27 protein-coding genes are annotated in these 24,872 nt (G+C 67.1%); 13 read left to right on the plus strand and 14 right to left on the minus strand.

From position 1 onward, the window contains the following. Positions 1–36 precede the first annotated feature (36 nt). Positions 37–915 carry a LysR family transcriptional regulator gene (locus ACYVJJ_RS11110; RefSeq protein WP_460833585.1) on the plus strand — a complete coding sequence of 293 codons (879 nt, stop codon included), beginning with the start codon at positions 37–39 and terminating at the stop codon, positions 913–915. 326 nt (positions 916–1,241) lie between these two features. On the opposite strand, the gene ACYVJJ_RS11115 is transcribed toward ACYVJJ_RS11110, so the two are convergent. After that, on the minus strand, positions 1,242–1,391 hold the full coding sequence (locus tag ACYVJJ_RS11115; RefSeq protein WP_460833587.1) for a hypothetical protein: 150 nt from the start codon (positions 1,389–1,391) through the stop codon (positions 1,242–1,244). Positions 1,392–1,596: 205 nt separating this feature from the next. On the opposite strand from ACYVJJ_RS11115, the gene ACYVJJ_RS11120 reads away from it, so the two are divergent. The 3 genes from ACYVJJ_RS11120 (at position 1,597) to ACYVJJ_RS11130 (ending at position 3,252) form a co-directional block, all read left to right on the plus strand. Next, positions 1,597–1,875, plus strand: a complete 279-nt coding sequence (locus ACYVJJ_RS11120; protein ID WP_460833588.1) for a heavy-metal-associated domain-containing protein — start codon at positions 1,597–1,599, stop codon at positions 1,873–1,875. Next, on the plus strand, positions 1,865–2,101 hold the full coding sequence (locus tag ACYVJJ_RS11125; protein ID WP_460833589.1) for a GDCCVxC domain-containing (seleno)protein: 237 nt from the start codon (positions 1,865–1,867) through the stop codon (positions 2,099–2,101). Before ACYVJJ_RS11120 ends, ACYVJJ_RS11125 begins: the two co-directional genes overlap by 11 nt. A 611-nt stretch (positions 2,102–2,712) precedes the next feature. Next, positions 2,713–3,252: a hypothetical protein gene (locus ACYVJJ_RS11130; RefSeq protein WP_460833590.1), complete on the plus strand. Its 540-nt coding sequence runs from the start codon at positions 2,713–2,715 to the stop codon at positions 3,250–3,252. A gap of 365 nt (positions 3,253–3,617) precedes the next feature. Here the strand turns inward: ACYVJJ_RS11130 and ACYVJJ_RS11135 are convergent, their stop codons facing one another. From ACYVJJ_RS11135 to ACYVJJ_RS11150, 4 genes are all read right to left on the minus strand, one after another. Continuing rightward, positions 3,618–4,439 (minus strand): hypothetical protein, encoded by an 822-nt coding sequence (locus ACYVJJ_RS11135; RefSeq protein WP_460833592.1) that lies wholly within the window; start codon positions 4,437–4,439, stop codon positions 3,618–3,620. A gap of 4 nt (positions 4,440–4,443) precedes the next feature. Continuing rightward, a complete protein-coding gene (locus ACYVJJ_RS11140; RefSeq protein WP_460833593.1) occupies positions 4,444–4,629 on the minus strand; it encodes an antitoxin Xre/MbcA/ParS toxin-binding domain-containing protein in 186 nt (61 codons plus the stop codon). Positions 4,630–4,791: 162 nt separating this feature from the next. Beyond that, entirely contained in the window at positions 4,792–5,520 is a 729-nt protein-coding gene (locus ACYVJJ_RS11145; RefSeq protein WP_460833595.1) for an SseB family protein, read from the minus strand. A gap of 11 nt (positions 5,521–5,531) precedes the next feature. Further along, on the minus strand, positions 5,532–6,479 hold the full coding sequence (locus tag ACYVJJ_RS11150) for a DNA-binding protein (RefSeq protein ID WP_460833596.1): 948 nt from the start codon (positions 6,477–6,479) through the stop codon (positions 5,532–5,534). A 106-nt stretch (positions 6,480–6,585) separates the two neighbouring features. Between ACYVJJ_RS11150 and ACYVJJ_RS11155 the strand changes: the two genes are divergently transcribed. From ACYVJJ_RS11155 to ACYVJJ_RS11180, 6 genes are all read left to right on the plus strand, one after another. After that, the gene (locus ACYVJJ_RS11155) at positions 6,586–7,677 is read left to right on the plus strand and encodes a site-specific integrase (protein WP_460833598.1); all 1,092 of its coding nucleotides are present in this window, start codon (positions 6,586–6,588) and stop codon (positions 7,675–7,677) included. A gap of 233 nt (positions 7,678–7,910) precedes the next feature. After that, the gene (locus ACYVJJ_RS11160; RefSeq protein ID WP_460833600.1) at positions 7,911–8,420 is read left to right on the plus strand and encodes a toll/interleukin-1 receptor domain-containing protein; all 510 of its coding nucleotides are present in this window, start codon (positions 7,911–7,913) and stop codon (positions 8,418–8,420) included. 8 nt (positions 8,421–8,428) lie between these two features. Next, positions 8,429–9,574 (plus strand): toll/interleukin-1 receptor domain-containing protein, encoded by a 1,146-nt coding sequence (locus tag ACYVJJ_RS11165; protein WP_460833601.1) that lies wholly within the window; start codon positions 8,429–8,431, stop codon positions 9,572–9,574. Then, positions 9,571–10,176 (plus strand): SLOG domain-containing protein, encoded by a 606-nt coding sequence (locus ACYVJJ_RS11170; RefSeq protein WP_460833602.1) that lies wholly within the window; start codon positions 9,571–9,573, stop codon positions 10,174–10,176. Before ACYVJJ_RS11165 ends, ACYVJJ_RS11170 begins: the two co-directional genes overlap by 4 nt. Positions 10,177–10,185: 9 nt before the next feature. After that, entirely contained in the window at positions 10,186–10,680 is a 495-nt protein-coding gene (locus ACYVJJ_RS11175) for a TIR domain-containing protein (RefSeq protein WP_460833604.1), read from the plus strand. A 389-nt stretch (positions 10,681–11,069) separates the two neighbouring features. Next, positions 11,070–11,780, plus strand: a complete 711-nt coding sequence (locus tag ACYVJJ_RS11180; protein ID WP_460833605.1) for a hypothetical protein — start codon at positions 11,070–11,072, stop codon at positions 11,778–11,780. Between the two features lie 58 nt (positions 11,781–11,838). Here the strand turns inward: ACYVJJ_RS11180 and ACYVJJ_RS11185 are convergent, their stop codons facing one another. Continuing rightward, entirely contained in the window at positions 11,839–12,123 is a 285-nt protein-coding gene (locus ACYVJJ_RS11185) for a helix-turn-helix transcriptional regulator (RefSeq protein WP_460833606.1), read from the minus strand. 139 nt (positions 12,124–12,262) lie between these two features. Between ACYVJJ_RS11185 and ACYVJJ_RS11190 the strand changes: the two genes are divergently transcribed. Beyond that, the gene (locus ACYVJJ_RS11190) at positions 12,263–13,036 is read left to right on the plus strand and encodes a hypothetical protein (protein ID WP_460833608.1); all 774 of its coding nucleotides are present in this window, start codon (positions 12,263–12,265) and stop codon (positions 13,034–13,036) included. A 54-nt stretch (positions 13,037–13,090) separates the two neighbouring features. After that, entirely contained in the window at positions 13,091–13,876 is a 786-nt protein-coding gene (locus ACYVJJ_RS11195) for a hypothetical protein (RefSeq protein WP_460833609.1), read from the plus strand. A gap of 64 nt (positions 13,877–13,940) precedes the next feature. Here the strand turns inward: ACYVJJ_RS11195 and ACYVJJ_RS11200 are convergent, their stop codons facing one another. The 6 genes from ACYVJJ_RS11200 to ACYVJJ_RS11225 form a co-directional block, all read right to left on the minus strand. Further along, complete coding sequence (locus ACYVJJ_RS11200; protein ID WP_460833611.1) at positions 13,941–14,774, minus strand: DUF4198 domain-containing protein; 834 nt, start codon at positions 14,772–14,774, stop codon at positions 13,941–13,943. Between the two features lie 194 nt (positions 14,775–14,968). Beyond that, complete coding sequence (locus tag ACYVJJ_RS11205; RefSeq protein WP_460833613.1) at positions 14,969–15,367, minus strand: copper-binding protein; 399 nt, start codon at positions 15,365–15,367, stop codon at positions 14,969–14,971. Between the two features lie 127 nt (positions 15,368–15,494). After that, on the minus strand, positions 15,495–18,671 hold the full coding sequence (locus ACYVJJ_RS11210; protein WP_460833615.1) for an efflux RND transporter permease subunit: 3,177 nt from the start codon (positions 18,669–18,671) through the stop codon (positions 15,495–15,497). After that, entirely contained in the window at positions 18,668–20,314 is a 1,647-nt protein-coding gene (locus ACYVJJ_RS11215) for an efflux RND transporter periplasmic adaptor subunit (protein WP_460833617.1), read from the minus strand. Before ACYVJJ_RS11215 ends, ACYVJJ_RS11210 begins: the two co-directional genes overlap by 4 nt. Next, positions 20,269–21,618 (minus strand): TolC family protein, encoded by a 1,350-nt coding sequence (locus ACYVJJ_RS11220; protein ID WP_460833619.1) that lies wholly within the window; start codon positions 21,616–21,618, stop codon positions 20,269–20,271. The genes ACYVJJ_RS11215 and ACYVJJ_RS11220 overlap by 46 nt, the downstream gene beginning before the upstream one ends. Before the next feature lie 71 nt (positions 21,619–21,689). Further along, the gene (locus ACYVJJ_RS11225) at positions 21,690–22,070 is read right to left on the minus strand and encodes a hypothetical protein (RefSeq protein ID WP_460833620.1); all 381 of its coding nucleotides are present in this window, start codon (positions 22,068–22,070) and stop codon (positions 21,690–21,692) included. Between the two features lie 214 nt (positions 22,071–22,284). Here ACYVJJ_RS11225 and ACYVJJ_RS11230 point away from each other — a divergent pair, with 214 nt between their 5' ends. Next, a complete protein-coding gene (locus ACYVJJ_RS11230) occupies positions 22,285–23,031 on the plus strand; it encodes a DUF305 domain-containing protein (protein ID WP_460833622.1) in 747 nt (248 codons plus the stop codon). A gap of 71 nt (positions 23,032–23,102) precedes the next feature. On the opposite strand, the gene ACYVJJ_RS11235 is transcribed toward ACYVJJ_RS11230, so the two are convergent. Further along, a complete protein-coding gene (locus ACYVJJ_RS11235) occupies positions 23,103–23,675 on the minus strand; it encodes a hypothetical protein (RefSeq protein ID WP_460833623.1) in 573 nt (190 codons plus the stop codon). Then, positions 23,672–24,862 (minus strand): Swt1 family HEPN domain-containing protein, encoded by a 1,191-nt coding sequence (locus tag ACYVJJ_RS11240; RefSeq protein ID WP_460833625.1) that lies wholly within the window; start codon positions 24,860–24,862, stop codon positions 23,672–23,674. The genes ACYVJJ_RS11235 and ACYVJJ_RS11240 overlap by 4 nt, the downstream gene beginning before the upstream one ends. Positions 24,863–24,872: the final 10 nt, after the last annotated feature.

Below are 24,872 nucleotides of genomic sequence, written 5' to 3' on the forward strand. Positions count from 1 at the left end.
CTGCGACACTGGATTTTCCCAATCGGACAACGCCGAATGGATATCGCCGACCTGCAGGCCTTCGTGCGTGTTGCCGCCGGTGCGTCGCTGGTGGAGACGGCGGCGGCGCTCCATGTCACGCCCTCGGCGGTCTCCAAGGCGTTACGCCGGCTCGAGGACCGGCTGGGGCAGGCGTTGTTCGAGCGCGGCGGCACGCGGCTGGCGCTTGCCGACGCCGGTCTCCGCCTGCTGCCGCACGCAGTGGCGATCCTCGACCAGGCCGATGCCGCGCGGCGCGCCACCGCGCGCACCCGGGCCGACCCGGATGCGCGGATCGCGGGCCCCGCGCTGCTGATGGAGGCCTGGGCCGTCGAGGCGGTCGACGCGTTCCGTACCGTCAGCCGGCACGGCCATCTGGAAATGCTCGACCGCTACGAGGACGAGGCGGTCACCATGGTGGCTTCGGGACGTGCGGATCTCGGGCTGGTCACGCGTACCGCGGTCTCTTCGCACGGCGCCGGCGTTCGCGTGCGACCGGTCGGCCGGTTCCGATACGTGGTCGGTCATGTCGCGAGTACCGCCGACGCTCGGCCGGGCGCTCGGTCCCAGACGGAACGAGACCGCGCATGCCTGACCGTCTCGCCGCTGTGTGGCCGCGAGCGGATCGCGTCTCGACCGGATGTTGCCGCGGGCAACGCCCGCCGCGCTGCGCTACGCATCGACGATTTCCACGTGCTGCTTCGCCTGGTGCGAGCGGGCCGCGTCGAGGCCATCGTCCCCGATTTCGTCGCACGCGCGAGCGGGCTCAGCTCCGGGGAGACGAGCGACGACGAGGAAGAACTCCTGGTCATCTGGCGCGAATCCGCGCCGCAGTGGGTGAGCGACTTTGTCGCGGCGTGGAGTTCCGAGGTACAGGGCACGCGAGCGGCTACCTAGAGCTCTACATAATAGACATTATGCGAAGTCTCAGAATTGTCTAGCCAGCGCCGACGGCACTCTGGAGCTCTAGCTGCGTGATTCCCATTTCTCGGCGCCCGGCTGCTGGGCACCGCACTCTTCAGTGCCCCGCGTCCGCACTCTCCGTGTACACCTCGCTCACAGTCGGGTGTACACGGAAATTCGATTCACACAGTCGGGTGTACACCTTACCGTCCTCTGCATCGATGCGTAGCCACTGATCCCTCTGCCACGCTTCACACTGGCGCAATCTAGCGCCCACCAGCGCGATCCGTCACTCTTCCAGATCGCGCCCGCCTGGCGCCTCAGGCAGCCCGCTCGTCCTCGTCCGGCACGTTGAGCTTCCATTCCACGTCCGGCCCCAGGTCCAGCGGCATGTCGATCGGCTGGTCATCAGGGTTCACGCGGTTCCAGTGCATCACGTCGAAGGTGAGCTGCAACGCATCGCCCACCATCTGCTCGCGCCGCTGGATGAAAGCCTTGTGCGCGCTCGCCGCCGCGTTCTGGAAGGCCTACGCCCCGCGCAAGTCGTGCGACGGGGCAGCCTGTGCGCCTATCGCCGTACGACGCAACCGAATCTGGCTTTGGGCGGCGACTGCGGCCATTGCCGCGCTCCTGACCTTCCCTTACTACGTTCCCTGGTTGATGTGAGCCCGATTCATGCGAACCCTTCTTCTCGCCGCATTTCTGCTTCTCTCCCAGGCGGCGCACGCTGCTGGCGCCCGCTCCGTCACGTTCAAGGTGGAGAACTTCACCTGCGCGGCATGCGCGATCACCATCACGACAGCTCTTGATCGAGTTGCCGGGGTCTCTGCACGCACAGTTGATGCGAAGTCGGCCACGGTGCGGATCACGTTCGACCCCGCACGCGTCAACGAAGCCCGGATCGCTACGGCACTGCGAGACGCTGGCTTTCCGGCGCGACGCCATGCCCGTTGAGGTCCAACTCTCGTGCGTACTCACGTGCCCGACCTGCGAGCACCGCAGCGTCCAGACGATGCCGGAAACGGCCTGCCAGTATTTTCATGAGTGTGCTGCGTGTGGCGCGATAGCGAGCCCTAAGCCGGGCAATTGCTGCGTGTTCTGTTCGTACGGAACCGTGGCATGTCCGCCGGTTCAGCTCGATGCGCCGTGCTGCGCCGGCCCGACCGCAAGAATCGTGTAGGCGACAACCACCCGGCGGCCTCCACGTTTCGTCGCGGATGAGCGCGACACCGTCGCGACGGGTGGCCTCAGAACTTTCCTGCGACTGCGCCAGTGAGCCGCCGACGCGGGTAGGCCTCGGCAGAAATACGCGCGAAACCCCACGACAGATCGCATGTGCTTCTGCGGAGCGTCACCCTGGCGGACAGTGGTCCGCAGTCGCGGCCTAGCCAATGTTCCGGCGTTTGATCGAGCTCCTCCTAAGCACCACACGGCATTGTCTGACTGCGCAGGCCTTCCGACCAGTTCATGATCTGTGCCGCCGGACCTGCTCCGTCCGGCACTCCCACTAGCCCGAGACCGCTCATGGACGAGTACCGCGATACCCTCATTTCCGCCGTGGATGCCGCTTGCCTTGGTGACTTGCAGGCCCTCCTCATAGCGCAATGGATGTTGGGCGCACTGCGATCGCAAATGCGCACCGGGCGTTCGGATCTTGGCGACGCGCCGGTTCGGTACGCATTCGGCGGCTCTGCCACCGCGGGCGCGAGATAACGCTTGGGTTTGCCCGAAGATCAATCCGAACGCGATGAATGCACGGAAGGCCGCGTATTGGTCTTCGAGAGGGCGCACATGGGAGTCACCGACCACAGCTTGCTTCTGCGGACGATGCTCCGCATCGGACCCTTCGCAGCACCTGCGATGCTGGCAGGCGTTCTTATCCTCGCCGGTGCGTGTTCACCGACCTTGCGGCCATCTCCTCGTACAGACCCCGCCCAGGCGGCGATTGCGCGCGTGTCGTCCGCCGATGCGGAGACGTGGCTCGACGCGAATGGCGCGAGCCTGGCGAAAAGTCTTTCGCCGTCCGAGGCCGAGCGCGTCGCAGCAGCAGCGCTTGCACATCCGTCACTGCAGGTCCGTCTCTTCGGGATCGGGCTGCTCTTTGAGCGGGTTGACGAAGACAAGGGGGCGCAGGTGGCTGCGGCCCGCGTTGTTCAAGGCGACGATCTGACGGGAATGTTCTGGGGATGGATGCACAGGCGGCCTGCCGACGTGGCCGATCGGCGCTTGGCATTGATTCGCAAGGAAGTTCAGGCACGTTTGCCGACTCTGGTCGGCGATGAACGCACCCGCGCAGAGCAATTGCTCTGCGCGCAGCCATCGGGTTGTTAACCACCCCGGGCAAAGTAAAACGACGACGAAGCATTCGACACCGCGCCTGCGCGCGGCGACGGCAGCGATCCGGACCGGGATTTCGCGACATTGGCTCCGAGCCCGGTCGTGTAAGACAGGGCCACCGGCGGTTCCACTGACGGCGTGGCGCTCGAGTCGGCGCAGTTCAGCGCGCGCGCCGAGCGCGACATGGGGATGGTCGCGTGCGCACGATCGGCTTGCGCGCGAACGACCCCAAGGGCGCGACGTGCACGGGTTCGACGAACGTGTCCGTAACCGATGACCGCTCCGGCCGGCCGCCTCTCCCGGCCCACCGGGACGCGTGCAACGCCCAGTGACCTAGCGCGGGCACGCATTGAGCGACATCAGGCGGGCGTGGAGCGTTGGAGCCGCCGGCCGACGCCGGTGTGCGTAAGCAACCTAATGGCATCGTCTGGCTGCCACACGTGGTCCAGTACGAGCGCGATCCCCTCGAGTCCCCCTGTCTCGATGAGCTCGATGGGCCGCTGCATGCCCAGCGCTGCTCGCGGCAGATGCACCCAGTGCGGATACCACAGCCCGGCGCGGACGTACCTCTGCGCGCCAGCATGCACCTTGAGCAGCACGTCCAAGCGCGCAGCGAAATCCGGGCCTGTCTGCCCGAGGACGCGCGGCCAGCGGCGCCGCGGAAGGCTCCACGCCGCCATTAGCGCATGGGCGCGCCAACGTGCCGCACGGTCGGGTGGCGGGCCGTCGCCCCACCACAGATCCGCGCCGAAGTAGCGCTCGAGGCGCGCGCGCAGCGCCTGCGAGATCGCGCCCGGGTCCTGCGGATCCGCGCATGCAGCCAGTGTGTCGCGCTGGCAGGCAGGCCATTCGTGGACGCCTGTCAGAACGGCCAGCCAGCTGGGCAGTCGCCACACGTACCGCCGGGTGAGCCAGTAGACGATGTGCTCGTACCCCGCCAGGGCAATCGGCGGCGCGTCGTCCCAGAGGTTGCCGGCGATCTGCGCCGGCCCCGCGATCGCGAGTCGCGCCTGGAGGGTCTCGAGCGGGCACTCGCGTGCCCACGGCGAGCTCACGACGACCTCCACCTGTTCCGCGTACGGGCCCAGCCCTTCGAGCAGCGACCGCAGGCGCGCCGGGGCCGCCTCCCGGGCCGCTTCGGGCGGCTCCGCAGGACGATCGAGGTCGACGAAAAGGAGCACGGCGTTATCGATAGAACGCGTGGGTGTAGTCGAGAAGGGCCGACGCGCCGCCCGCCTCGAGCAGCCGCTCGATGGGTGGCCGTCCGAGGCCGATGTTGGGCCCGCGGAGCCACTGCTGGGCCGCGTGCTGCCCTCCGCCAGATGCTCCAGCCGGAACGCGAGGTGGATCAGGCTCAGCGCGCTGTACCACGCCGTCGACCCGGCCTCGAGCTCATCGCACGGTCCCGGCAGCTCGAGCGCACGTCGCAGCTCGTGCTCGGTCAAACCCAGCCAGGCGCCGGCGCGGCCGGCTGCCTTGGCGAGCAGCTCGCCAGGCGCAGGAGAACCCGAAGGCGTACCCAGCCCATCCATATCAGTGGGGGACGGCTGGTCGGCGAACCCAGACGGGCTCGAAGCCCGGCGTGCCGACCCACGCCGGCGCCTGGGCGGGCTCATAGCTGGTCAGATCGACCGGCAAGCGCGGCACGCGGTCGCTGGCTTGGAGCGCGAGCGCCACGGCGCGCGCGACGCGCTCGGCGAACGCATCCGGGACGGCGACCACCGCGAGCAGGCCCGTGGGCTCAACTGAGCCGGCCACGTGCGCGTGAAGCAGGTAGACCGCCTCGGCGACCTCGATGGGCCGTACCGCCTGGGTCACCAAGTGGCCGATCCAGCTGTCCTCCGGCCCCGCTGGCGAGACATCGACGGGCGCGTCGGGAATGCATGTCGGTGCGGTCGCGGCCTCCCCGTCGGCGAGCAGCGCCAGGATCTCCTCCGGATAGAGCGTCGTCGAAACGTCGTTGGGATCGAGCATGAACGTCGCGCCGGGCGCGCTCATGAAGAGGTCCCAGCCGCGGACCGAGCCGACGCGCACGGCGCCCTGGGCCGCGACGGCGGCCTTGGTCTCGTCGGAGAAGATCGGAATCACCGTCAGTCCATCGGGCCGCGTGAAGCACACGAGCTGCAGGGCATGCGGCGAAGGCGTTATCGGCAGGTGCACGTAAAGCCGCGCCGTCAGCAGCGCACGCAGGAACTCCGGCTCGCACCGCGGATCGGCCACCGACAGGGAAATCAGGCGCTGGAGCTCGGCAGTCGACGTCATACCTCTCAGTATTACTTAGAGGTTTTGGCTCCTGCATGCTTCGCGCCCCTGGCCGGTCGGGGTTTCGCACTAGTGGGTGCCCGTGCGCGTTTGCCTGGGGGCGCGGGCGCAATCGCGACCTCCAGGCTGCGCCGAAGCGCGGCCTGTTGGGCCTCCAACGTCTCGCGTCGTGCCTGTTCGGCGGAGAGCTCCTTCGCGAGCTGCGCGGCGGCTGTCCGGACCTCGGAAAGCTCGGTATCCAGCTGGCGGACGCGGGCCGCATGCGCCTTCTCGGCGGCCGCGAGGCGCTGCTTGAGCTCCCGCGCTTCCTGCCGCGCCCGGTCGATCTCGCGGTGGGCGCGGTCCTCGACCGCACGCAGGTGGGTCGCCTGGGCCTCGCGCTCGGCGGCGGCTTCGACGTGGTGGGTCTCCAGCCGGGCGCGCAGGGCGGCTATTTCGGCGTCCTGGCCGGCAAGGCGCTGCAGTGCCTCGTCGCGTTGGCGGGTGAGGTCGTCGAGCTGGCCGGCCTGCTGGTCGATGACGCGCTGGCGCTCCAGCTGGCGCTCCTGGGCCGCGGAGAGGGCGGCGAGCGCCCGGGCTTCGGCCTCCTGGGCCGCCTCCAACGCCTGGTGCGCGGCTGCCACGCGGGCATCGGCCTCGGCGCGATGGGCCGCCAGCGCGGCGCGATCGTCCGCCAGTGCGGCCTGCGCATGCTCGCCAGCGCTGGCCAGCGCCTGCTCCCACAGCTGTGCGGCCAGCGACGCCACGGCCTCGGGCGCGTCCGGCAGCGGGACCCGGGCGCGTTGCGCGCTCAATCGCGGGCCGAGCGCCTTCCACCACACATCGAGCAAACGCGTCACCGTGTTGGGCGAACCGGTACCCAGGTGCTGACGCACGCGGTCGATGGTCGGGCGCTCGCCGGCCATCAGCAGCGCCTCGGCGGCCTGGTCGACGTCGAACTGGGTGATGCCGCGGGCCATTTGCGTCTCCTTTTTAGGTGCCCTACTCTGCGCTTTCAATACCCGCGATAATGGATTGTTATCGCGGGTATCGCACTATAAACGTAGTGGATACTACATATTACATATGTCCAAGAGTGCTGAGCTGGCCGTACTCACGGATACCCCGCTTCTTCTGCCCGATCAGCTGGCCGAGGCCGCCGAGAGCGCAGTCAAGGAAATCCTCGAGGAAGCAGCGTCGGCCAACACGACGCGAAGCTACGCCAGCGCGCTTCGCTATTGGGCGGCCTGGTTTCAGGGACGCTACGGGCGCGCGATCGAGCTACCCGTGCCCGAGGTCGCGGTCGTGCAGTTCATCGTCGATCACATCGCCAGGCGCTCGGCCAAAGGGATGACATGGGAACTCCCGGAGTCTCTCGATGCTCAGCTCGTGCGGGCTCGCTTCAAGCAGCGGCCGGGTCCACTGAAGTTGAGCACCGTGGTGCACCGGATCGCAGTGCTCTCCAAGGCCCATCAGCTACGCCGCGTCGAGAACCCCTGCGAGCAGCCTCCGGTGCGTCATCTGCTGGCGCGCGCTCGTCGTGCCGCCAACAAGCGCGGCGATCGGCCGACCAAGAAGACCGCGATCACCCGTCGAGAGCTCGAGGCGCTGGTAGCGACCTGCGATGAGACGCTCGAAGGGCTTCGCGACCGCGCCCTGCTCTACTTCGCCTTCGCCAGCGGCGGCCGCAGGCGCAGTGAGGTCGCGGCGGCGGACTTCGCCGATCTCAAGCGCCTACCCGAAGGCGGCTATGTCTACCGCCTGCAGCACAGCAAGACCCAGCAGGCCGGACCCAGTGCGAATTCAACACCCGACAAGCCGGTGCTCGGCGTCGCGGCCGAGGCGTTGGAGGCGTGGATCCGTGCAAGTGGACTGACGGAGGGCCGGATCTTTCGACGCCTCTGGACCAATCGCATCGGCCCAGGTCTGTCACCGGCGGCCGTCGCGGAGATCGTCCAGCGGCGCGCGGCCGCTGCGGGACTCGATGGCGACTTCGCCGGCCACAGCCTCCGTTCCGGATTCGTGACGGAAGGTGGCCGTCAGGGTGTTGCCCTGCCCGCCCTGATGGCGATGACAGAACATCGGGCCGTCAGCAGCGTCATCGGCTACTTCCAGGCCGGCGGCGTCGAGGACAACCCCGCCGCCAGGCTGCTGGATAAGAAAGTCGAGAAGCCCTAGTCGAGCCGGCGCTGTGAAGAGCCACATCGTTCGTCGAGGCGCGTGTCCCGACGCCAGCGGCCCGGGAACGATGCTGTCCAACGCCAAATACGCCGACGTGCATCTGCTTAACGACAGTTCGGATTTTTCCTACGCGGCCTGCCAATGTCACCCTACTCCTCACCCCTCGCGGCGCTTGCGACACTGGGCGCGAATGCACCCTCGCTCCCCGCACCCATGATCGGACGGACTTGATGGCCATCAAGCTGACAGCGCTCGACGACGCATCGCGCCGTTACCGCGCAGCGCGCGCACGCACTCTGACGGAGGCGAAGGGGTACGGCATCCGCACAGCGTTCCTCTGTCACAGTCACCTCGATCAGGAGCGGGCTCGCGGATTGATCACACTCCTCGCCGAGAAGGGCTTGGAGCTCTATGTCGACTGGAACGACACGCGGATGCCGGCTACGCCCGACCAGACCACCGCACGCGTTATCAAGCGTGAGATCCGCGATCGCGACCTGTTTATCTTTCTGGCGACACCGAACTCGATGGCGTCACGATGGTGCCCATGGGAAATCGGCTACGCGGACGCTACCAAGAACCATTCATCCATCCTGTTGGTGCCGACGGAGGACGACTCCGGGCGCTTCCATGGCAACGAGTACTTGCAGCTTTACCGTCGCGTCGATCGCAACTATGCCGCGGATCTAGTTCTGTACGAAGTGGGTGCAACCGCCGGCGTGCGCGTCGCACAGCTATAGAGTCGATGATGCCCTTCTACCGTATTGGCGTGCTCGGCGCGCCGTCGGCCGACCAGCTGAATGAGTTCAGCGAGCTGCTGCTGCGAGCGCTCGCGTCCTACCAGCTCGCGGTCCCGGCCGACGTCGAAGTGCTCGTCCAGCCGGCCCGCCTGGCTCCGCTTCCGGAGGGATGCACGGTCGCGGTGTTCTTCGGGGGCGAGGTGGCGGTGAGCCAGACGATCGGCAGCGTCCTGAACATCGAGGAGATGACGGTCATTCCTGTGGTCAGTACGGAAACCCGCGTTGCCCAGGAGATCCCCGCCGATCTGCAGGCGCGCAATTGCCTCGCGCTCTCTCACGGCGGCATGGAGCGCGTGGTGTCGGCGACCCTCGAGTGCCTGGGCCTCCTGCGGCGACAGCGGCAAATTTTTTTGAGCTACCGCCGGTCAGAATCGACCGCGGCGGCCCTGCAGCTCTTCGACGAGCTCTCAGCGCGTGGATACGAGGTCTTCCTAGACACGCACGGCGTACCGCCTGCTGTCGACTTCCAGGACACGCTCTGGCATCGGCTCTGCAATGTCGATGTCATGGTCATGCTCGACACGCCTAGCTACTTCGCCAGTCGCTGGACCACCGAGGAATTTGGCCGGGCGTTGGCAAAGAATATTGGCGTGCTGCGCGTCGAGTGGCCGTCGACAACGGCGGATGCGGTGACCGAGACCTGCAGCCGGGTCGAGCTCACCACGGACGATCTCGACGCGATCAGTGGGGAGCTGTCACCCTCGGCGATTCGTCGGATCGTCTGCCAACTAGAGGAGTTTCGCGCGCTGGCCCACGCCGTGCGTCGCCAGAGCGTCCTCACGCAGCTGCAATTTGCGGTCCAGACCATCCGCGGCCGCATCAAGCACGTCGGGCCCGGTCCATCGGTCGACGTGGACCTGCCGGGCAACCGGCACATGACGATTACGCCGGTGATCGGAGTGCCGGACTCGTCGGCGCTAGAGCAATCTGTGCAGGTGGCGAAGGGTCGCGATGCAGCGGTGCTTTATGACCACGTCGGCGTGATGCCCTCGTGGAACAACCACCTCGATTGGCTAGGTAAAAACGTCACAGGCGCGCGGTGGGTACGCCTGTCGCAGGCTGCGTGGGACCTGGCTGGTGGAGGGCGCCGATGAGAGAGATCTTTCTCAGCGCGAGCGTACCAACGGATCGAAACCGCGCCTTCCAGAAGTCGGCCAATCCGTTCCTGATCCAATTCGCAGTCCGTGAGCTCGTGGCAACGTGCCTCGGCCGGGTACGCATCGTGTGGGGCGGACACCCTTCGATTACGCCGATGGTCCACGCTGTATGTAGCGACTTCGGCATGGAATTCGACGCCCCGGTCGTGCTGTACCAATCTGAATTTTTCACGCAACGGTTTCCCATAGAGAACCGTTTCTTCCAGACTGAACTGGTGGCGGCGGTAGAGGGCGACGAGCGCAAGAGCCTGACCGCGATGCGGCACGCCATGCTAGTACGTCCCGATATCGACTGCGCTGTGTTCATCGGTGGAATGGAAGGCATTGTCTTCGAGCACGAGCTGCTCGCAATGAGCAACCCCCGGGCCCGTCAGTTTTTCCTCTGCGCGCCGGGTGGTGCAGCAGCGGCGATCGCAGCCGACCACCCCGAATGGGCGCTCGAAGGGCTGGATTTTGGACGCCAGTTCCATCGCGCACTCGACATTGACCCTACTGCGCCAAGGGACGTCATCCCCCGCAGCCCCCGTCCTTTTAAGTGAGGTCCGACCGTGGCTAAGAAGGTGTTCTACAGCTTCGACTTTGGGCGCGACGCGTACCGCGTAGGGCAAGTCCGCAATATTGGGGCTGTAGAGGGCAGCACCCTGCTGGCCGACAACGCCTGGGAGGCTATCGAGCGCGGTGGTGACAAGGCCATCCAGGCGTGGATCGACTCGCAGATGAAAGGTCGCGTTTGCATGATCGTATTGGTCGGTGCGCGTACCTCGAAGCGTCGGTGGGTCGACTATGAGATTAAGAAGGCGTGGAAGGATGGAATGGGCTTGTGTGGTATCCGGATTCATGCGTTGCAGGACGGCAAGCAACAGACCGACCGGGCCGGCTTGAACCCTTTTTCGAACTACAACATCGATGGCACTGCCTTGGACCGAATCGTGCCGCTTCATGACCCAGCGGGTGCGACCAGCAAGGATGTCTACGCTTCGATCGCGAAAAACATCGAGAATTGGGTCGATGATGCGATCAAGATCCGCAAGCGCTACAAGTGATCGAACCGCTCCGCCGACATCCGGCGGTCGTTCGCAGGCCGCCAGATCTGTTTCGGTGGCATCCTCTTAGGCGAAGGTCCGATTGGGAAGTAAGAGCCCACGGGCAACGCTCGTCATCGTCATTCGATTCGTGATGGTGTGCCCGCCTACCCTTAGGGCCGGAGGCTGACCCGAGATCTCAGGGGTGGATGCATCGAGGGCGGGTCGGTCGACATCTGTGATGCCTTGGCTAGCTGCCCGTGCACGTTACGTTTGAGCCGAAAACCCCGCGTGCACTGATGCAAAGGTCGACAGCCCAGCCACCTCCCGAGACACAGGACACGGTCCCAACCACGACGTCCGCACCAACGCCGGTCAGGCCCAAGGGGATCGCGGAGGTCGTCCTCCGATTGTTTGCGATTGTCGTGCCAGCCCTATACGCCATGGGACGCTTCTACGCGTCCAGCTGGTGGCAAGGCATCGGGCTGCCCTCCTCGCTCGAACGCTACGCGTTCGAGGACTACCTGTTCCTCGGCTTCTACGCAGTCCTCGGCAGCGTCGGCGAGTACTACATCGGCGAGGTGGGCTGGCGCCTGCTGCAGGCACCGCTTGTGGTCGCCCTATGCGTGCTGTTTTACCTGACGATCAATGGCGCGATGGATTGGCTCGCCCGTGCGAGCCGGCTGGCGGCGACCCGATTGCTCGCGATGCGCCGCTTCCGATGGCTCGCGCCGGTCGTGCGCACGCCATTCGTACGGGTGCCTGCGATCTCCGCCGCGATCACACTGCCCATCCTCTCCGCGCTGACCACCCTACTCTTCTTCATCCTTCTCCCGCTCGTGCTCGCCGAGAAGGCAGGCGCACGCGATGCGCGCCGCTTGAAGGAGCGACTGGCAAAGGGCGTGGATGTGAGCGCATTTCCGAAGGTGCACGCCTCACAGGGCTTGCGCCTTCCTGACGATGCGCGCCTCGTCCAGTGCACACCCGAGTGGTGCGTGGTGTTCACGAACGGGGCATTCCATGCGCTGCCCAAGGCATCGATCGCCCAAGCCGGTCCCCGGCCGATGCTCTCGACGAATCCGCATGTAGCGCCAGCTCTCAAGCAGCCGACGACCCGATAGCCAGATCGGCGGTGGGCGAGCACGCCCGCATACGCGTAAAAGAGGCCGGGCGAGTGGCCTACTCCCGCGACTCGAGCTCCTTGAGAAGGCGCCGTCGCTCGGCGGCGCTCAGCTCCGTCCACACCAGGATCCACCGGGCGAGTTGGTCGTCCTCGGCGTAGAGGTAGGCCAACGGCACACCAAGCTCTCGCGCGATCCGCGCCGCCGTGGTGTGGTGCGGGACATGTACGCCGTTTTCGTACTGGTTGATCCGGGGGCTGGCCACGCCTGGGTCCATGCCGACGCGTCGGCCGAGCTCGACCTGAGCGATACCGAGCCGCTCTCGCGCTTCGCGCAGGCGCACAGCAAGGATCGGCAGTTCCCCAGCCTCGGACGCCACAGACCACCCCAATAGGACAGGCCCATAGGGTGGAAAACTCCGAGCGGCTTCGATACTAAGTTATCCTGATAGGCGCGTTCAACGACGGGGCTGAGCCCGCGCGATGGCCCCCACGCCCCCTGCCACGATCGACGACCTCGGCCTGCCGGGAGCGCTCTACCTGGGCGCGCTCATGGAGAGCTGCGGACGACGCACGCGCGTCGCGCCGACCCGCCGCATGACCCTCGCGGCCATGGGCCAGCTCCGCGAGCTCGGGCTTATCGACGTGCCCTGGCCCGAGCCTCGCTGGGAGGCCTCGCCCGAGGCGCGCGAAACGCCGATCGAAGGGCTGCAGTGGCGCTTCGCGTGGCAGGCGTACGAGCCGGATGCATTGGCCCCTGCCCTGCGGGACTACCTGCAGTCCGTCCCGCGCGACGATTTCGCCATCGCCCTGCGCCTGAAGATCTGGCGCGAGCTCGTCGTCGCCGAAGGCGAGCGCTACTTCGAGGCCCAGCTCAGCAAGCATCAGTTCGACCCGAGCTGGGCCCAGGACCTGGTCTTCGTCCACCGCGAATGCGGACTCGAGCTGTCGGCCGCGCAGTGGCGCTACTGCGCCTGGGCTGCTACTCGCCAAGGAGCCTCGATCGCGCAGCAGCAGCGGCTGCCCGACCCCGCCCGCGTGCGCGAGGTGATCTTCGCCGAGCTGCGAAGGCGCGTGGGGCCGGTCGCGTCGGGCCAGTGGACCAACACCTCGTTCATGCCGTTCAACGCGCGACCCGACAGCGCGCTGAGCGCGCTGTTTGCCGAACACCTCACCACGCTGAGCGAGCTCTTCTGGGCGCTCGTGCCCAGCGAACTGGCCCTGCTCGCGCCCGCCCGGGCCCGGCAGGTGTCCTGACCCACCGCTTTTCACCACGGGCCACACGGGCCCACTCAACCCAAGGGGACTTCCATGGATCGTTCGTTCTCCGGCGCCTGTCGCCGCTCACTCGCCGCGCTGGCGCTATTGGCCCTCGCCGCCTGCAGCGGACCTGCGGACGAGAAGCTCGTGACCTCGCGGGGCTTGGAGGCCTATCGGGCCTCGCTTGCGCCGATCGTGCCCAAGCTCTCGCCGGAAGAAGCCAAGGCGCTGGACTGGGCCGTGTCCGACCTCGACCTGGACAAGCTCCACGCTCGCTATCCGGATGGAAGCGTGCGCGACATCATCCGCGGCGAAGCCAAGCTCGTGCTCGACACCTACCCCGCCGCGATCAAGACCCTCGAGGCGCGCCAGCGCACCCAGGCGCCGATCCGCGAGCAGCTATCGCGCATTTCGGCGATCGATCCGCACTTTTTCATCGACAAGAACTTCTTTGGGCTCCAGCCCCGGATCCGCGCCACGATCGTCAACGGCGCGAACCTGCCGATCAGCGGGCTGAGCTGGAAGGCCGCGCTCTACATTGACGATCGCGGCGTACCGGAGGCGACGACGACACTGACGAACGACTACCGCGACCACGGTGGACTCAAGCCTGGTGGTCGCTTCGCCGTCACCTTCAACGTCGGCTTCGTGAGCGGGGACGAGGGCTGGACGACGCTCGCGATCCGCAATGCCGGGACCCGGCGCGTGGTGCTGACCCCCGTGCTCGAGTCAGTCAAGGACTTCTCCGATCGACCCTTCGTCGAGGGCGACACGACGGCACAAATCGCCCAACACAAGGCGGCGCTGCAGAAAGCCGCTGAGTACGAGTCGCTTTGAGAACTGGCCGCGGAACGTAGGGCGGCGGATACAACAGGCCGCCGCCCTCCCGGCACTGCCTGGATCAGTTCGACCGCTCGGGGCGCCCGATGTCGAACGTCAGCGATGCGCGGTCGGAGAGGAAATCGAACCCGGCCCCGGTCGATGGAACCATCCGATTCGCGTGGATGTACCAGGTACCCGGGCTCGTCACCTCGAACGACGCCTGGCCTTTTGCATCCGTTCGCATCAGGGTGGCACCGTCGTGGCCGCCTTCGGCGGGTGCGTGCGCCGCGGCGCCGACATAGACGCGCAGGCCCGGGACGGGGACGCCCTCGTGCAGGAGCTGGAAGGTGATGCGCTCGCCGACGCGGACGCTGCCCGGATTACGGTCGAGCCGGATCTCCAGCGGGTAGCCCAGCGTCGCAGCGAAGTCACCCGTCAAGTCGCTGCCGACCTGGCCGATGGCACGCGCGTGCTTCATGTACCCGTAGGTGACGCCCTTCGGGTACTTGCTGGCATCAAATGTAGCCAACGTGTCGGGCAGGTCCTCGATCGCCAGGTATTCAGCAAACTCCTTGGCGGTGCGCGTGCTGCTTGAACGCTTCGAGGACAGGCCGACCATGAACGTCCCTGTCGCGCCCGGCTTGACCGTCAGCCAGCTCTGGTTGCCGTCCTCCGTCCAGGTCGTGAGGTCCGGCTTCGACGCAACCCCGCCCCGGTGCAATGTGAGGTCGCGGATTCGGTCTTTGCGCACGGCAGCCGCGCTCTGATGAAACGTGCCGTTGTTGATGACGACCACCTGGTCGCGAGAACCCGAGGGCGCCGGCTTGAGCGTGATGAAAAGTTCATGGGCTTCAGCAGTTGCTGCTGCAGCGAGCAATAACAGTGTTGCTGCGGCGTTCAGAACAGTTTTCATTTTTGGTCCGTACAAGGATTTTATTGGCGAGCTTTGAACGGGGGGTCTTCAAGGGCATCGTGCACGCTCCAACGCCAGCAGAAAACTCTGACGTCGGGTCCAAGTTTTGAGCGCATGCTCGGACGGAAGCGATCGACCTGACCGGATCGACACGCTTCCCAGCCGCCCGCCGAATGTCGGCAGGCGGCACCAAATCACTTGGAGGGCGACACTTTGCTCAAGCGAGCTTGGCCATTCACTTGCTCAAATTCGAAGTGAATCGCGTCCCCGGGCTTGACGCTCGCGATCTGCTCCGGCGTGGCCTGGAATGCCATGGTCATGGCCGGCCACTTCACGGCCTCGATGGGGCCGTGCGAGATGGTGATGGTGCCTGCGGAAGCGTCCGCCGCCGTGACCTGGCCCATCCCCATCACTATGCCGGCAGCAGGCGGCGAAGTCGGCGAAGCCGCCGGCGCGTCCGCGGCAGTCGCCGGCGGCGTCTGCTCGGTAGCCGCCGGCTCTGCCGGTGCGTCGGCAGTTGGTGCGGTGTCTGAAGCGGGTTTCGTGCAACCCGCCAGCAGTGCCAGCGAAACAAGGGCGATGTGCAGTTTCATCAGTAGTCTCCAGGATCGTGGGTGGGGAAGCGCTGTAGGGCTGCAGAGGTGCTCCGCGGCAGCCTCGCGGTCGTAAAAATTTCTTCGTCAGTACAGCAGGACGCGGAGAGCGACGCGCAAGTCATGTCTACGGCGATAAATCGTTTCCATTTGGAGCCGCACCAGCAGGACGCGAGTTCCTGCGCATGCGGCGGCGCTCCAGCAGGCGATACGCCACGGGAATCACCAGCATCGACAGCAACGGCGCGCTGAGCATGCCGCCCACCATCGGCGCGGCGATGCGCTGCATGACTTCGGCGCCCGCGCCGCCGCCGACGAGGATCGGGAACAGGCCCGCGAGGATCACCGCCACAGTCATTGCCTTCGGGCGCACGCGCTGCACCGCGCCTTCCCGGATCGCGTCGTCGAGCTCGGCAAATCCAGCCGCTGGATTGCGCGCGACCTGCGCCTCCCACGCGTGCCGTAGGTACAGCAGCATGATGATGCCGAACTCCGCGGCCACACCGGCCAGCGCAATGAAGCCGATCAGCGTCGCGACAGACACGTCGTGCCCGAGCAGCCACACCAGCCACAGCCCGCCCACCAGCGCGAACGGCAGGCTCAGCATGATGATCGAGGCCTCCGCCAGCTTGCGGAACACGAGGAAGATCAGCCCGAAAATGATGAGCAACGTAGCGGGCACGACGATTCGCAGGCGCTCGCTCGCGCGCTTTAAGTACTCGTGTTGGCCGGACCAGCCCACCGCGTAGCCGGCCGGCATCGGCACCTGCTCGGCGACCGCTTTCTGAAGATCGCGGACGACCGAGCCCAGGTCGCGATCGACAACGTCGACATAGACGTAGTTCGTCAGCCGCGCGTTGTCGCTTCGCAGCATCGGCGGGCCGTCGGAGTAGCCGATGTCGGCAACCTGCCCCAAGGTCAGCTGCACGCCGCCAGGCGCGATGATCGGCAGGTTTGCCAGTGCCTGCGGCGAGTCGCGCATCCCGCGCGGATAGCGCACCACGACCGGATAGCGCTCGCGGCCCTGGATCGTTTCCGCGACGGGTTCGCCGCCGATGACGGTCGCGATGATGCGCTGGATGTCCGCCTGGCTCAGTCCGTAGCGCGCCGCCGCCTCCGGACGGGCGGTGATGTCCAGATAGCGTCCGCCCGCGATACGTTCGGCCAACGCCGAACTCACGCCGGGAACGGTCTTGGCGACCTGCTCGATCCGATCGCCCAGCCGGGCGAGCACGTCGACATCGGAGCCGGAGATCTTGATGCCGATGGGGCTCTTGATGCCCGTGGCCAGCATGTCGATGCGGTTGCGGATGGGCGGAACCCACAGGTTCGTAAGCCCCGGCACCTTCACCGCGGCGTCGAGCTCCTGACGAAGCTTCTCCGGCGTCATGCCATCGCGCCATTCGCTGCGTGGCTTGAACGTGATCGTGGTCTCGAACATCTCAAGCGGCGCGGGGTCGGTAGCGGTCTCGGCGCGCCCGGCCTTGCCGAACACGTGCTCCACCTCCGGTACCGTCTTGATCATGCGGTCGGTGACCTGCAACAGCTCGGCGACCTTGCCGGCCGACAGCCCCGGCAGTGCGGTGGGCATGTAGAGCAGCGTGCCCTCATCCAGCGGCGGCATGAATTCGCTGCCGAGCTTGGCGTAGGGGATCGCGGTGGCCATGAGCACGAGCGCCGCCGCGGCCAACGTCGAGCGCGGGTGCTTGAGCACGGCCTCGAGCAACGGGCGGTAGCTCCGGATCAGGATCCGGTTGAGCGGATTCTGTGCTTCGGGCCGGATCTTGCCGCGGATCAGGTAGCCCATCAGCACAGGCACCAGCGTGATCGACAGGCCCGCACCTGCGGCCATCGCGTAGCTCTTGGTGTAGGCCAGAGGCGAGAACAGGCGACCTTCCTGCGCCTGAAGCGCGAACACCGGCACGAACGAGAGCGTGATCACCAGAAGGCTGACAAAGAGCGCCGGGCCTACCTCGATCGAGGCTTCGGCCATGAGCTTCCAGCGCTCCTCCCCTTCCGGGTCGCGCCCGGTCCGATCCTTGAAGTGCTCCAGGTGCTTATGCGCGTTCTCGATCATGACGACCGCCGCATCGACCATCGCCCCAATGGCGATCGCGATGCCGCCGAGCGAAAGCAGGTTCGCGCTCAAGCCCTGCTGGTGCATGACGACGAAGGCGGCGAGCACGCCCAGCGGCAGGCTGATGACCGCCACCAGTGCCGACCGCAGGTGCCAGAGGAACAGCGCGCAGACAACGGCCACCACGACGAACTCTTCCGCCAACTTGTGCGTGAGATTCGTTACAGCTTCCTTGATGAGTTCGGAGCGGTCGTAGACCGGAACGATCTCCACGCCCTCGGGCAGGCTCGCCTTGAGCCCTTCGAGCTTCTCCTCGACCGCCTCGATCGCGGCCAGTGCGTTCTTGCCCGAGCGAAGGACGATGATGCCGCCAGCGACTTCGCCTTCGCCGTCCAGCTCGGTGATGCCGCGGCGAAGCGCAGGGCCACGCTGGACCAGTGCGATGTCGCGCAGCAGGACCGGGATGCCGTCGGCACCGGTCATCACTGGTACCTGCTCGAAGTCCTCACGGGACTGCAGGTAGCCCTCACTTCGCACCATCAGCTCGGCTTCGCCCTGCTCGATCACCGAGCCGCCGGTCGCGCCGTTGGCGGCTTCGATCGCCTCGATCAGGGCGGCAACGGTAATTCCACGAGCCGACAGTGCCTGCGGGTCGGGCACGATCTGCCAGGCCTGCACCATGCCGCCGATGCTGGCGACCTCCGCTATATCCGGAATTGTCTTGAGGTCGTAGCGCAGGAACCAGTCCTGCATCGCGCGAAGCTGGCCCAGGTCGTGCTTGCCGCTGCGATCGACGAGCGCGTACTGGTAGATCCAGCCCAGGCCCGTTGCATCCGGCCCGAGCGAAGGGCTGACCTGCGCCGGCAAGCGGTCGCGCACCTGGCTCAAGTACTCGAGCACGCGCGAGCGCGCCCAGTACAGGTCGGTCTCGTCGTCGAAGAGGACATAGACGAACGAGTCGCCGAAGAACGAAAACCCCCGGACCGCCTTGACGCCCGGCACCGACAGCATCGTCGTGGTCAGCGGGTACGTGACCTGGTCTTCGACGATGCGTGGCGTCTGCCCCGGCCACTCGGAGCGGATGATTACCTGCGTATCGGACAGGTCGGGCAGCGCATCGAGCGGCGTGTTCTTGACCGACCAGATGCCCACCGCGGCGAGCGCCACGGCCGCGACCAGCACGAAGACGCGGTTCTGGATGGACGCGAGGATGATCCGGGCGATCATCGATCCGCCCCCGTTTTTGCCTCGTCCGCGTATTTGGGCACCAGCTCCATGTCCATGAAGGGCGACTTGCCCGGCTTGTCGAAGTGCTGGTCCGGGACCATCGGGTCGTACCAGTACAGGACCTTGCGCGTAGCGGGCTTGGCCGACGACGGCGTCGGTTTGGGCGCGTTCGCGCCGGCTGACGGGCGGGGGATACTGGACTTGGCCGAAGCCGGGGGCTTCATACCCGCGCCTTGCGGCTTGGCCGGCGCCGGCTCGTCGGGCGCGCCGACACCCAGGCGCGTGAGGGCACCGGAGAGGTTGGCTTCCGAGTCGATCAGGAACTGCCCGGAGGTCACGACGCGCTCGCCACCGGACAGACCCTCGAGGATCTCGGTCTTGCCGCCACCACTGCGTCCGGTGCGCACGAGCACCGGCTTGAAGCGGTCATCCGGCCCGAGCACGATGACGCGCGCCTGCGTGCCGCTGCCGATGAGCGCATCGGTGGGCACCAAGGGAACTTCGATGCCATCGACCGGCTGGATCGTGACCTGCGCGAACATGCCCGGCGCCAGCGTTCCAGCCGGGTTGTCCAGCACGATGCGGGCCTTCTGCGTGCGGCTGGTCGCATCAAGCTGCGGCAACAGTGCCTCCACCCGGCCCTCGAACGTCTGTCCCGGCATCGAGGTGACCGTCGCGGTGACGGGCGTGCCGCGCACGATGTCGCCGACGCTCGCCTGCGGGATCGAGGCCTCGAGCCAGACGGTGTCGGTGCCGTTCACCCGAAAGAGCAGCGTGCCCATGCCAGCAGACTCGCCTTCGCGCACGCCGATCTCGCTCACCACGCCGGAGACGGGCGAGGTCAACGTGACCGTGCCGCCGGCGCCTGCGCGCGCGCCGGCCGGCATGCCGAGCACGCGAAGCCGCTCACTGGCCGCCGAGCCCATGCTGCGTGCGGCGGCGGTCCGCGCACCGCGCAGCGCGCGAGCCTCGGCCATCGCCGTGCTCCACTCGCGCGCGATCACGCTGGCCAGCGGCTGCCCTGCCCGGACGGTCTCATACGGGGCCTTGACATGCAGGCGCTCGACGATCGAGTCCACGCGCGCGCTGACCACCCGCTCCTTGCGCAGGTTCCACGTCACGGTGCCCGGCGCCTGCACGGTGCCGGCCAGGCTGCCGCGCTCGACGATGGCTGTGCGCATGCCCAGGTTCTGGCGCACGCCCGGAGTGATGCTGATGCCGCTGTCGGCGCCCGCATCGCCGTCGGCGTACTTGGGCACCAGCTCCATGTCCATGAAGGGCGACTTGCCCGGCTTGTCGAAGTGCTGGTCCGGGACCATCGGGTCGTACCAGTACAGGACCCTACGCTCCCCGCCCCCGCCGCCTTCGTCGGCGTACTTGGGGATCAGCTCCATGCCCATGGATGACTTGCCGGGCTTGTCGTAGCGCTCCTGCGGGACCATCGGGTCGTACCAGTACAGGATCTTCCGCTCGGTCGAGGCGGCAGCGGTCGAGCCACTGGCCTCCCGCGACTGGCCCCACCAGTAACCGGCAACCAGGCCCGCGGCGACAAGGAAGAATGCGGCAGCGGCGAGCGCCAGCGGTTTCATACGAGGGTTCATCGGGCGCCCTCCTCGGGCAGGAGGAATGCAAGCGCGGCCCATGCCCGGCCCAGTTCGGCCAGCAGTTCGGCGTGGGCGACCTGCGCTTCGACCTCCGCGCGCCTCGCGTTGATCCACGGCTGCAGCTCACCGCCGGCGCGGTAGCCGGCCAAGGCCGTCGCGCTTCGATCGCGAGCAAGCGGAATCAGCGACTCGGACTGCAGCGCCACCTGCCGCCTGAGGCCCTGCCAGCGCGCGAGATCCGCCCGGATCCGCGCAGCCAGCTGGCGGCGCAGATCCTCGCGCTCGTGCACCGTCGCGTCGTACTCCGCCTGGCGCGCGGCGATGCCGCGGTCCTGACGATTACGCGGAAACAGCGGCAGACCGATGCCCACCTCGAGCATGATCATGTCGCTGCGCCCGCCATCGCGCTGGCCGTAGGCGGCGCCCACGCTCCAGTCGGGGCGCTTCTCCGCGCGCGCGGCATGGATCGCGGCGGCGGCGGTCTCGACCTGCGCGTGGGTCTGCACCAGCGGGCCCAGCCGATCGACCGATGCGAGCAGGCGCTCCGCCGGAACGCGCAGCGTGTCGAGGTCCGGTCCATCGCTGGCCCCGGGCCCGATCTGGACGCCCGTCCACCGAGCGAGGGCGGCGAGCGCTGCATCGCGCTCGGCTTCGACGCCCGCGATGCGGTTTTGGAGCTCGATGATTTCGGCCTGCGTGGCGAGTGCGTCGGAGGGCGACTCTGCGCCGGTGCGGACGCGCGCCGTGGCCAGCTTGGCGGCGAGCACCGCCTCCTCCCTCAACAGGCCGAGCGCGTGCAACTCACGGGCGGCGGCCCACGCGTCGATCCATGCCTGGGTCGTGGCACGGCGGACGTCGATCGCTTGCGCCCTGCCACTGGCCAGCGCTTCGTCGACCCGACGGGCCGCCAGGACACGCGCGGCGGCGCGCTTGGCGCGAGCGGGCACGACCTGGCGCAGGCCGATGCGCTTTTGCGTCATCTCGTCGGCACGGAAGCTCAACGCATCGGGGCCGGTGATCGGCAGGTTGTCGATCCCGAGCATCAACTCCGGATCCGGAAGCTGCCCCGCCCGGACTGCGTCCTGTCGGGCGGCTTCGGCCCGGGCCTGCCAGGCGTGGAGCATCGGGGCGCGGGCCAGTGCCAGGGCGATGGCCTGATCGAGGGTGAGCGAACCTTGGCTCGCCGCGGGTGAGGCTGCCGGGCCCGGCGCAGGCTGGCCCGCAGGTGCGACGGCGGCTGGCGCCGCGAAAGCGAAAAAGGTGGTCAGCAGCAGGCTGACAGCCCCAGCGCATAGGCGCCGGGACACCGCGCGCAGCGGGCGCGGCGACAAACACACAGGCATGGGAGTACTCCAATCACGAGATCGGACCGTCACGCACGGTGACGGCGCCGGGCATCAGCGATCGGGGTGACTCAGATCAACCAGCAGCAGAGCCGAGGTCGGGGTGGTGCCCTGCCCTGCGGCAACGCGTATCGCGCCAGCGCGGCACGCGCCGTGCGGTGTACGTGCACGAGCGCATACGCCTGCGCGGGTAGCGGGAGGAACACCGGCAGCTTAGCGCCGTCGGAGGTCGCATCCTCGGCCGGGCAATCGGTGCCGCCGAGGTCGGCGTCGGCGGCCATGCCATCGCAGCCCGGCATCGCCTCCATGGCCGCGGATGTACCCGCCAAGCTGGCGAAGGCACTCGCCGAGGCGTGGGCGGTCGCGACCGCCTGGCACCAGACGAACACCAGCATCACCAACAGCATCAGGCTGCGGTGGCGGGCTGGCGTGCGGGCGGTGCGGCGGATCATCGTGCAATGAGGGTACGACGTTTTCGCCTCCCCGCATTGATCGAGATCAATGTTGGGGCAAGAAAAGTCTTGAGTAGGGTCACGACTTCACACTCAGCCAGTCCATCGTTATGTCGTCCGCCGATCGGTGCGGCGAGGCGGTGGGATTCCTCACTGCGTGTCGATTGCGGCCGTGGCACCTATGCAGACTTCCCCCACGCGCATGGAGTTCGCAATGAACGCTCGGAAGCCCCTGAACGTCGCCGTTTCAATGGTGCTCGGCACGGCACTCGCTGTCGTCGCCACCGGATGTGCCAAGTCCGACAACGCAGAGGCGCCGGCGGCCGATACGTCGACCGCTGCTGCCTCCACCGATGCCGCGGCATCTGCCGCGGCAAACGCGAGCGCGGGGGCCGACACTGGCGCCCAGAGCCCGGGCTCGATGGAGCTGCACCGCGTCATGGAAGAAGGCGAGGCCATGCCGATGACGATGTCGGGCGACGTGGACAAGGATTTCGCGTCGATGATGACGATGCACCACCAGACGGCGATCAAGATGATCGACGTGCTGCAGCAGAACGGGCAGTCCGCCGAGCTCAAGGCATTGGGCGCCAAGATGAAGGCCGATCAGCTGGAGGAGATCAAGAAGATGGCGCCGCATGCCTCGGCTGCGGGCGCGGCTGCGACCGGTCACGAGGGCATGGCCGGGATGGACCACAGTCAGGGTACGGATGCACAGGGCGGCACCGCCGCAGCCGAGCTCCACCGGATTATGGAAGAGAGCAAGGCCATGCCGATGACCATGTCGGGCAATGTCGACAAGGACTTTGCCACGATGATGACGATGCACCATAAGGCCGCGATCAAGATGATCGACGTGCTACAGCAGAACGGGAAGCATGCCGACCTCAAGGCGCTCGGCGCGAAAATGAAGGCTAATCAGCAGGCAGAGATCGCGAAGATGGAGCCGTTCACCAAGTGACGAACGCGCGCCGCCCCGCGACTACGGGGCGGCGTGCCTGCGGGAGTGGGTTTTTCACCTCGCAGCACTGGTCACTTCGTCGGAGCCGGTGACGCGTCGTCGCCGGGTATGTCCACCAACCAGATGGCGTGCGACGCCTGCAGCTCCGGGCGCCCCGCATGGATCATTCCGCGAAGGCAGGCCAGGCGTGCATGGCCCTCGATCAGTTGCAGCGGCGTCTTCATGCGCTTGCCGCCGCTTCGCGGCAACTCCACATGGCCGGCGTCCTTGGCCACGATGATCGGCACGGGAAAGGTGCCGTGGGTGAGCATGTACTGCCCCAGCCGCGTGCGTGCCCGCGGAAAGTCGCCTACATATTCGACGCCTTCGGCGTCGAGCTCGGCGATCCACGTGCCGACATGGTCGATGGCCAGGATCTCGTCGTTGGAGAATTGGGCGAGGCCAAAGCGCCACGTATGCGGCGCGAGGTCGATCCACCGGTCCGAGAAGCAGCGCCAGTGGCGATGGACCCAGTCGCGCACGATGGGTTCGGGCAGGCCCGCCAGCGCCTTGGGCCACCGGGCGTAGTAGGTCTCGAAGGACTCCATGTCCAGGTCCCCGTAGCGCGCGACCGCCGGGTAGAGATCGGGCGCCGTCCTGCTCATGGCCGCATCGCCCGCATGAGACGGTGGATCTCCACACACATCAGCAGCAGGTCCTGCGGGGTGATGAGCCCTGCGTGCATCGTCGCGTTGCGCACGGGCTTCAAGCGATGGAACGATTCGGACACGTTTTCCTTTCGAGCGAACACCGGCTGGAATACGTCCCGCCAGTTGTCGCTGCGAATGATGATCTGCGGGTAGTCCATGAAGTCGGCATGGTCCAGCAGGGAACTGCGAGCCATCCGCGCGGCCTCGGCATCCCGCTGCCGGGCCTGCCAGCGCGCGATGATGTCGGCGTGCACGCGCTGGCGGATCCAGCCGGGCCCGATGATCTGCGTCATGCGCTCGTCGATGAAACGCCGCACCGCGTGCTCGAAGTGCAGCAGCCAGGCATAAGCGGACTTGGAGCCTTCGAAGTCGGTGGAGTCGGCGGCATCACCCTGCCCGCTCGGCAACGCAGGCAGCACCAGGCCTGCGCGGTCCAGCAGGTCGGTGAACGTCGTCGCCGGGAACGCGGTGAGCGCAGGCTCCACGCCACGCTCGGTGTAGAGCACGGTCCGCGCGTTCACATCGCGGGGATCGATGGCGTCATCGACCGGGTCGCGCCAGTCGCCCAGATCCTCACGAAGCGTGCGGGCAAATGCGGTGTCAAAGCCGAGGTTCTGCCTGACGGCCAAGCCGATGGTCTGCAGCTCGAGCGCGGCGTTGAAGGAGGTGATCTCGCGTCCGAGGTCCAGGTAGGGCTGCCGTATCGCCGCCATGGCCTCCTGCAACTGGCGCTGGGAGCGCGCCTGCTCGCTTTGCCACCAGTCGGCGACCGGATTGCGCGTGAGCTCGGCCATGAGCCGGCTGATTTCGGCGGGTGCGGGCGTGCGGAACTGCTCGACGGGGAAGGCGGTGAGGGCGCGCAGCTGGGCCTGCGCCGCCTGCATGTCGCGCACCAGCGTGCGCATGGGACTGTCCGCGATCAGCGCGCGTGCCTGCGCCATCGCGTCGCCGATGTGGGGCATCTGAAGAGCCTTCAATGCCTCCCGGACGGAGGCGGACGGACCGAGCGCAAGCTGGCGCATCTGCTCGGCGATCAGGGTCCGCGTGCGAAGTGCCTCGCCCGGAATGACCGCCAGCGCCCGTGCGGAGCCCTCGGCGAAGGGCGGCGGATCGGCGGCAGGAAGATCGTCATCGGCGCTCATCCACGGCTCC

This window comes from Lysobacter humi (ex Lee et al. 2017) (assembly GCF_054781815.1).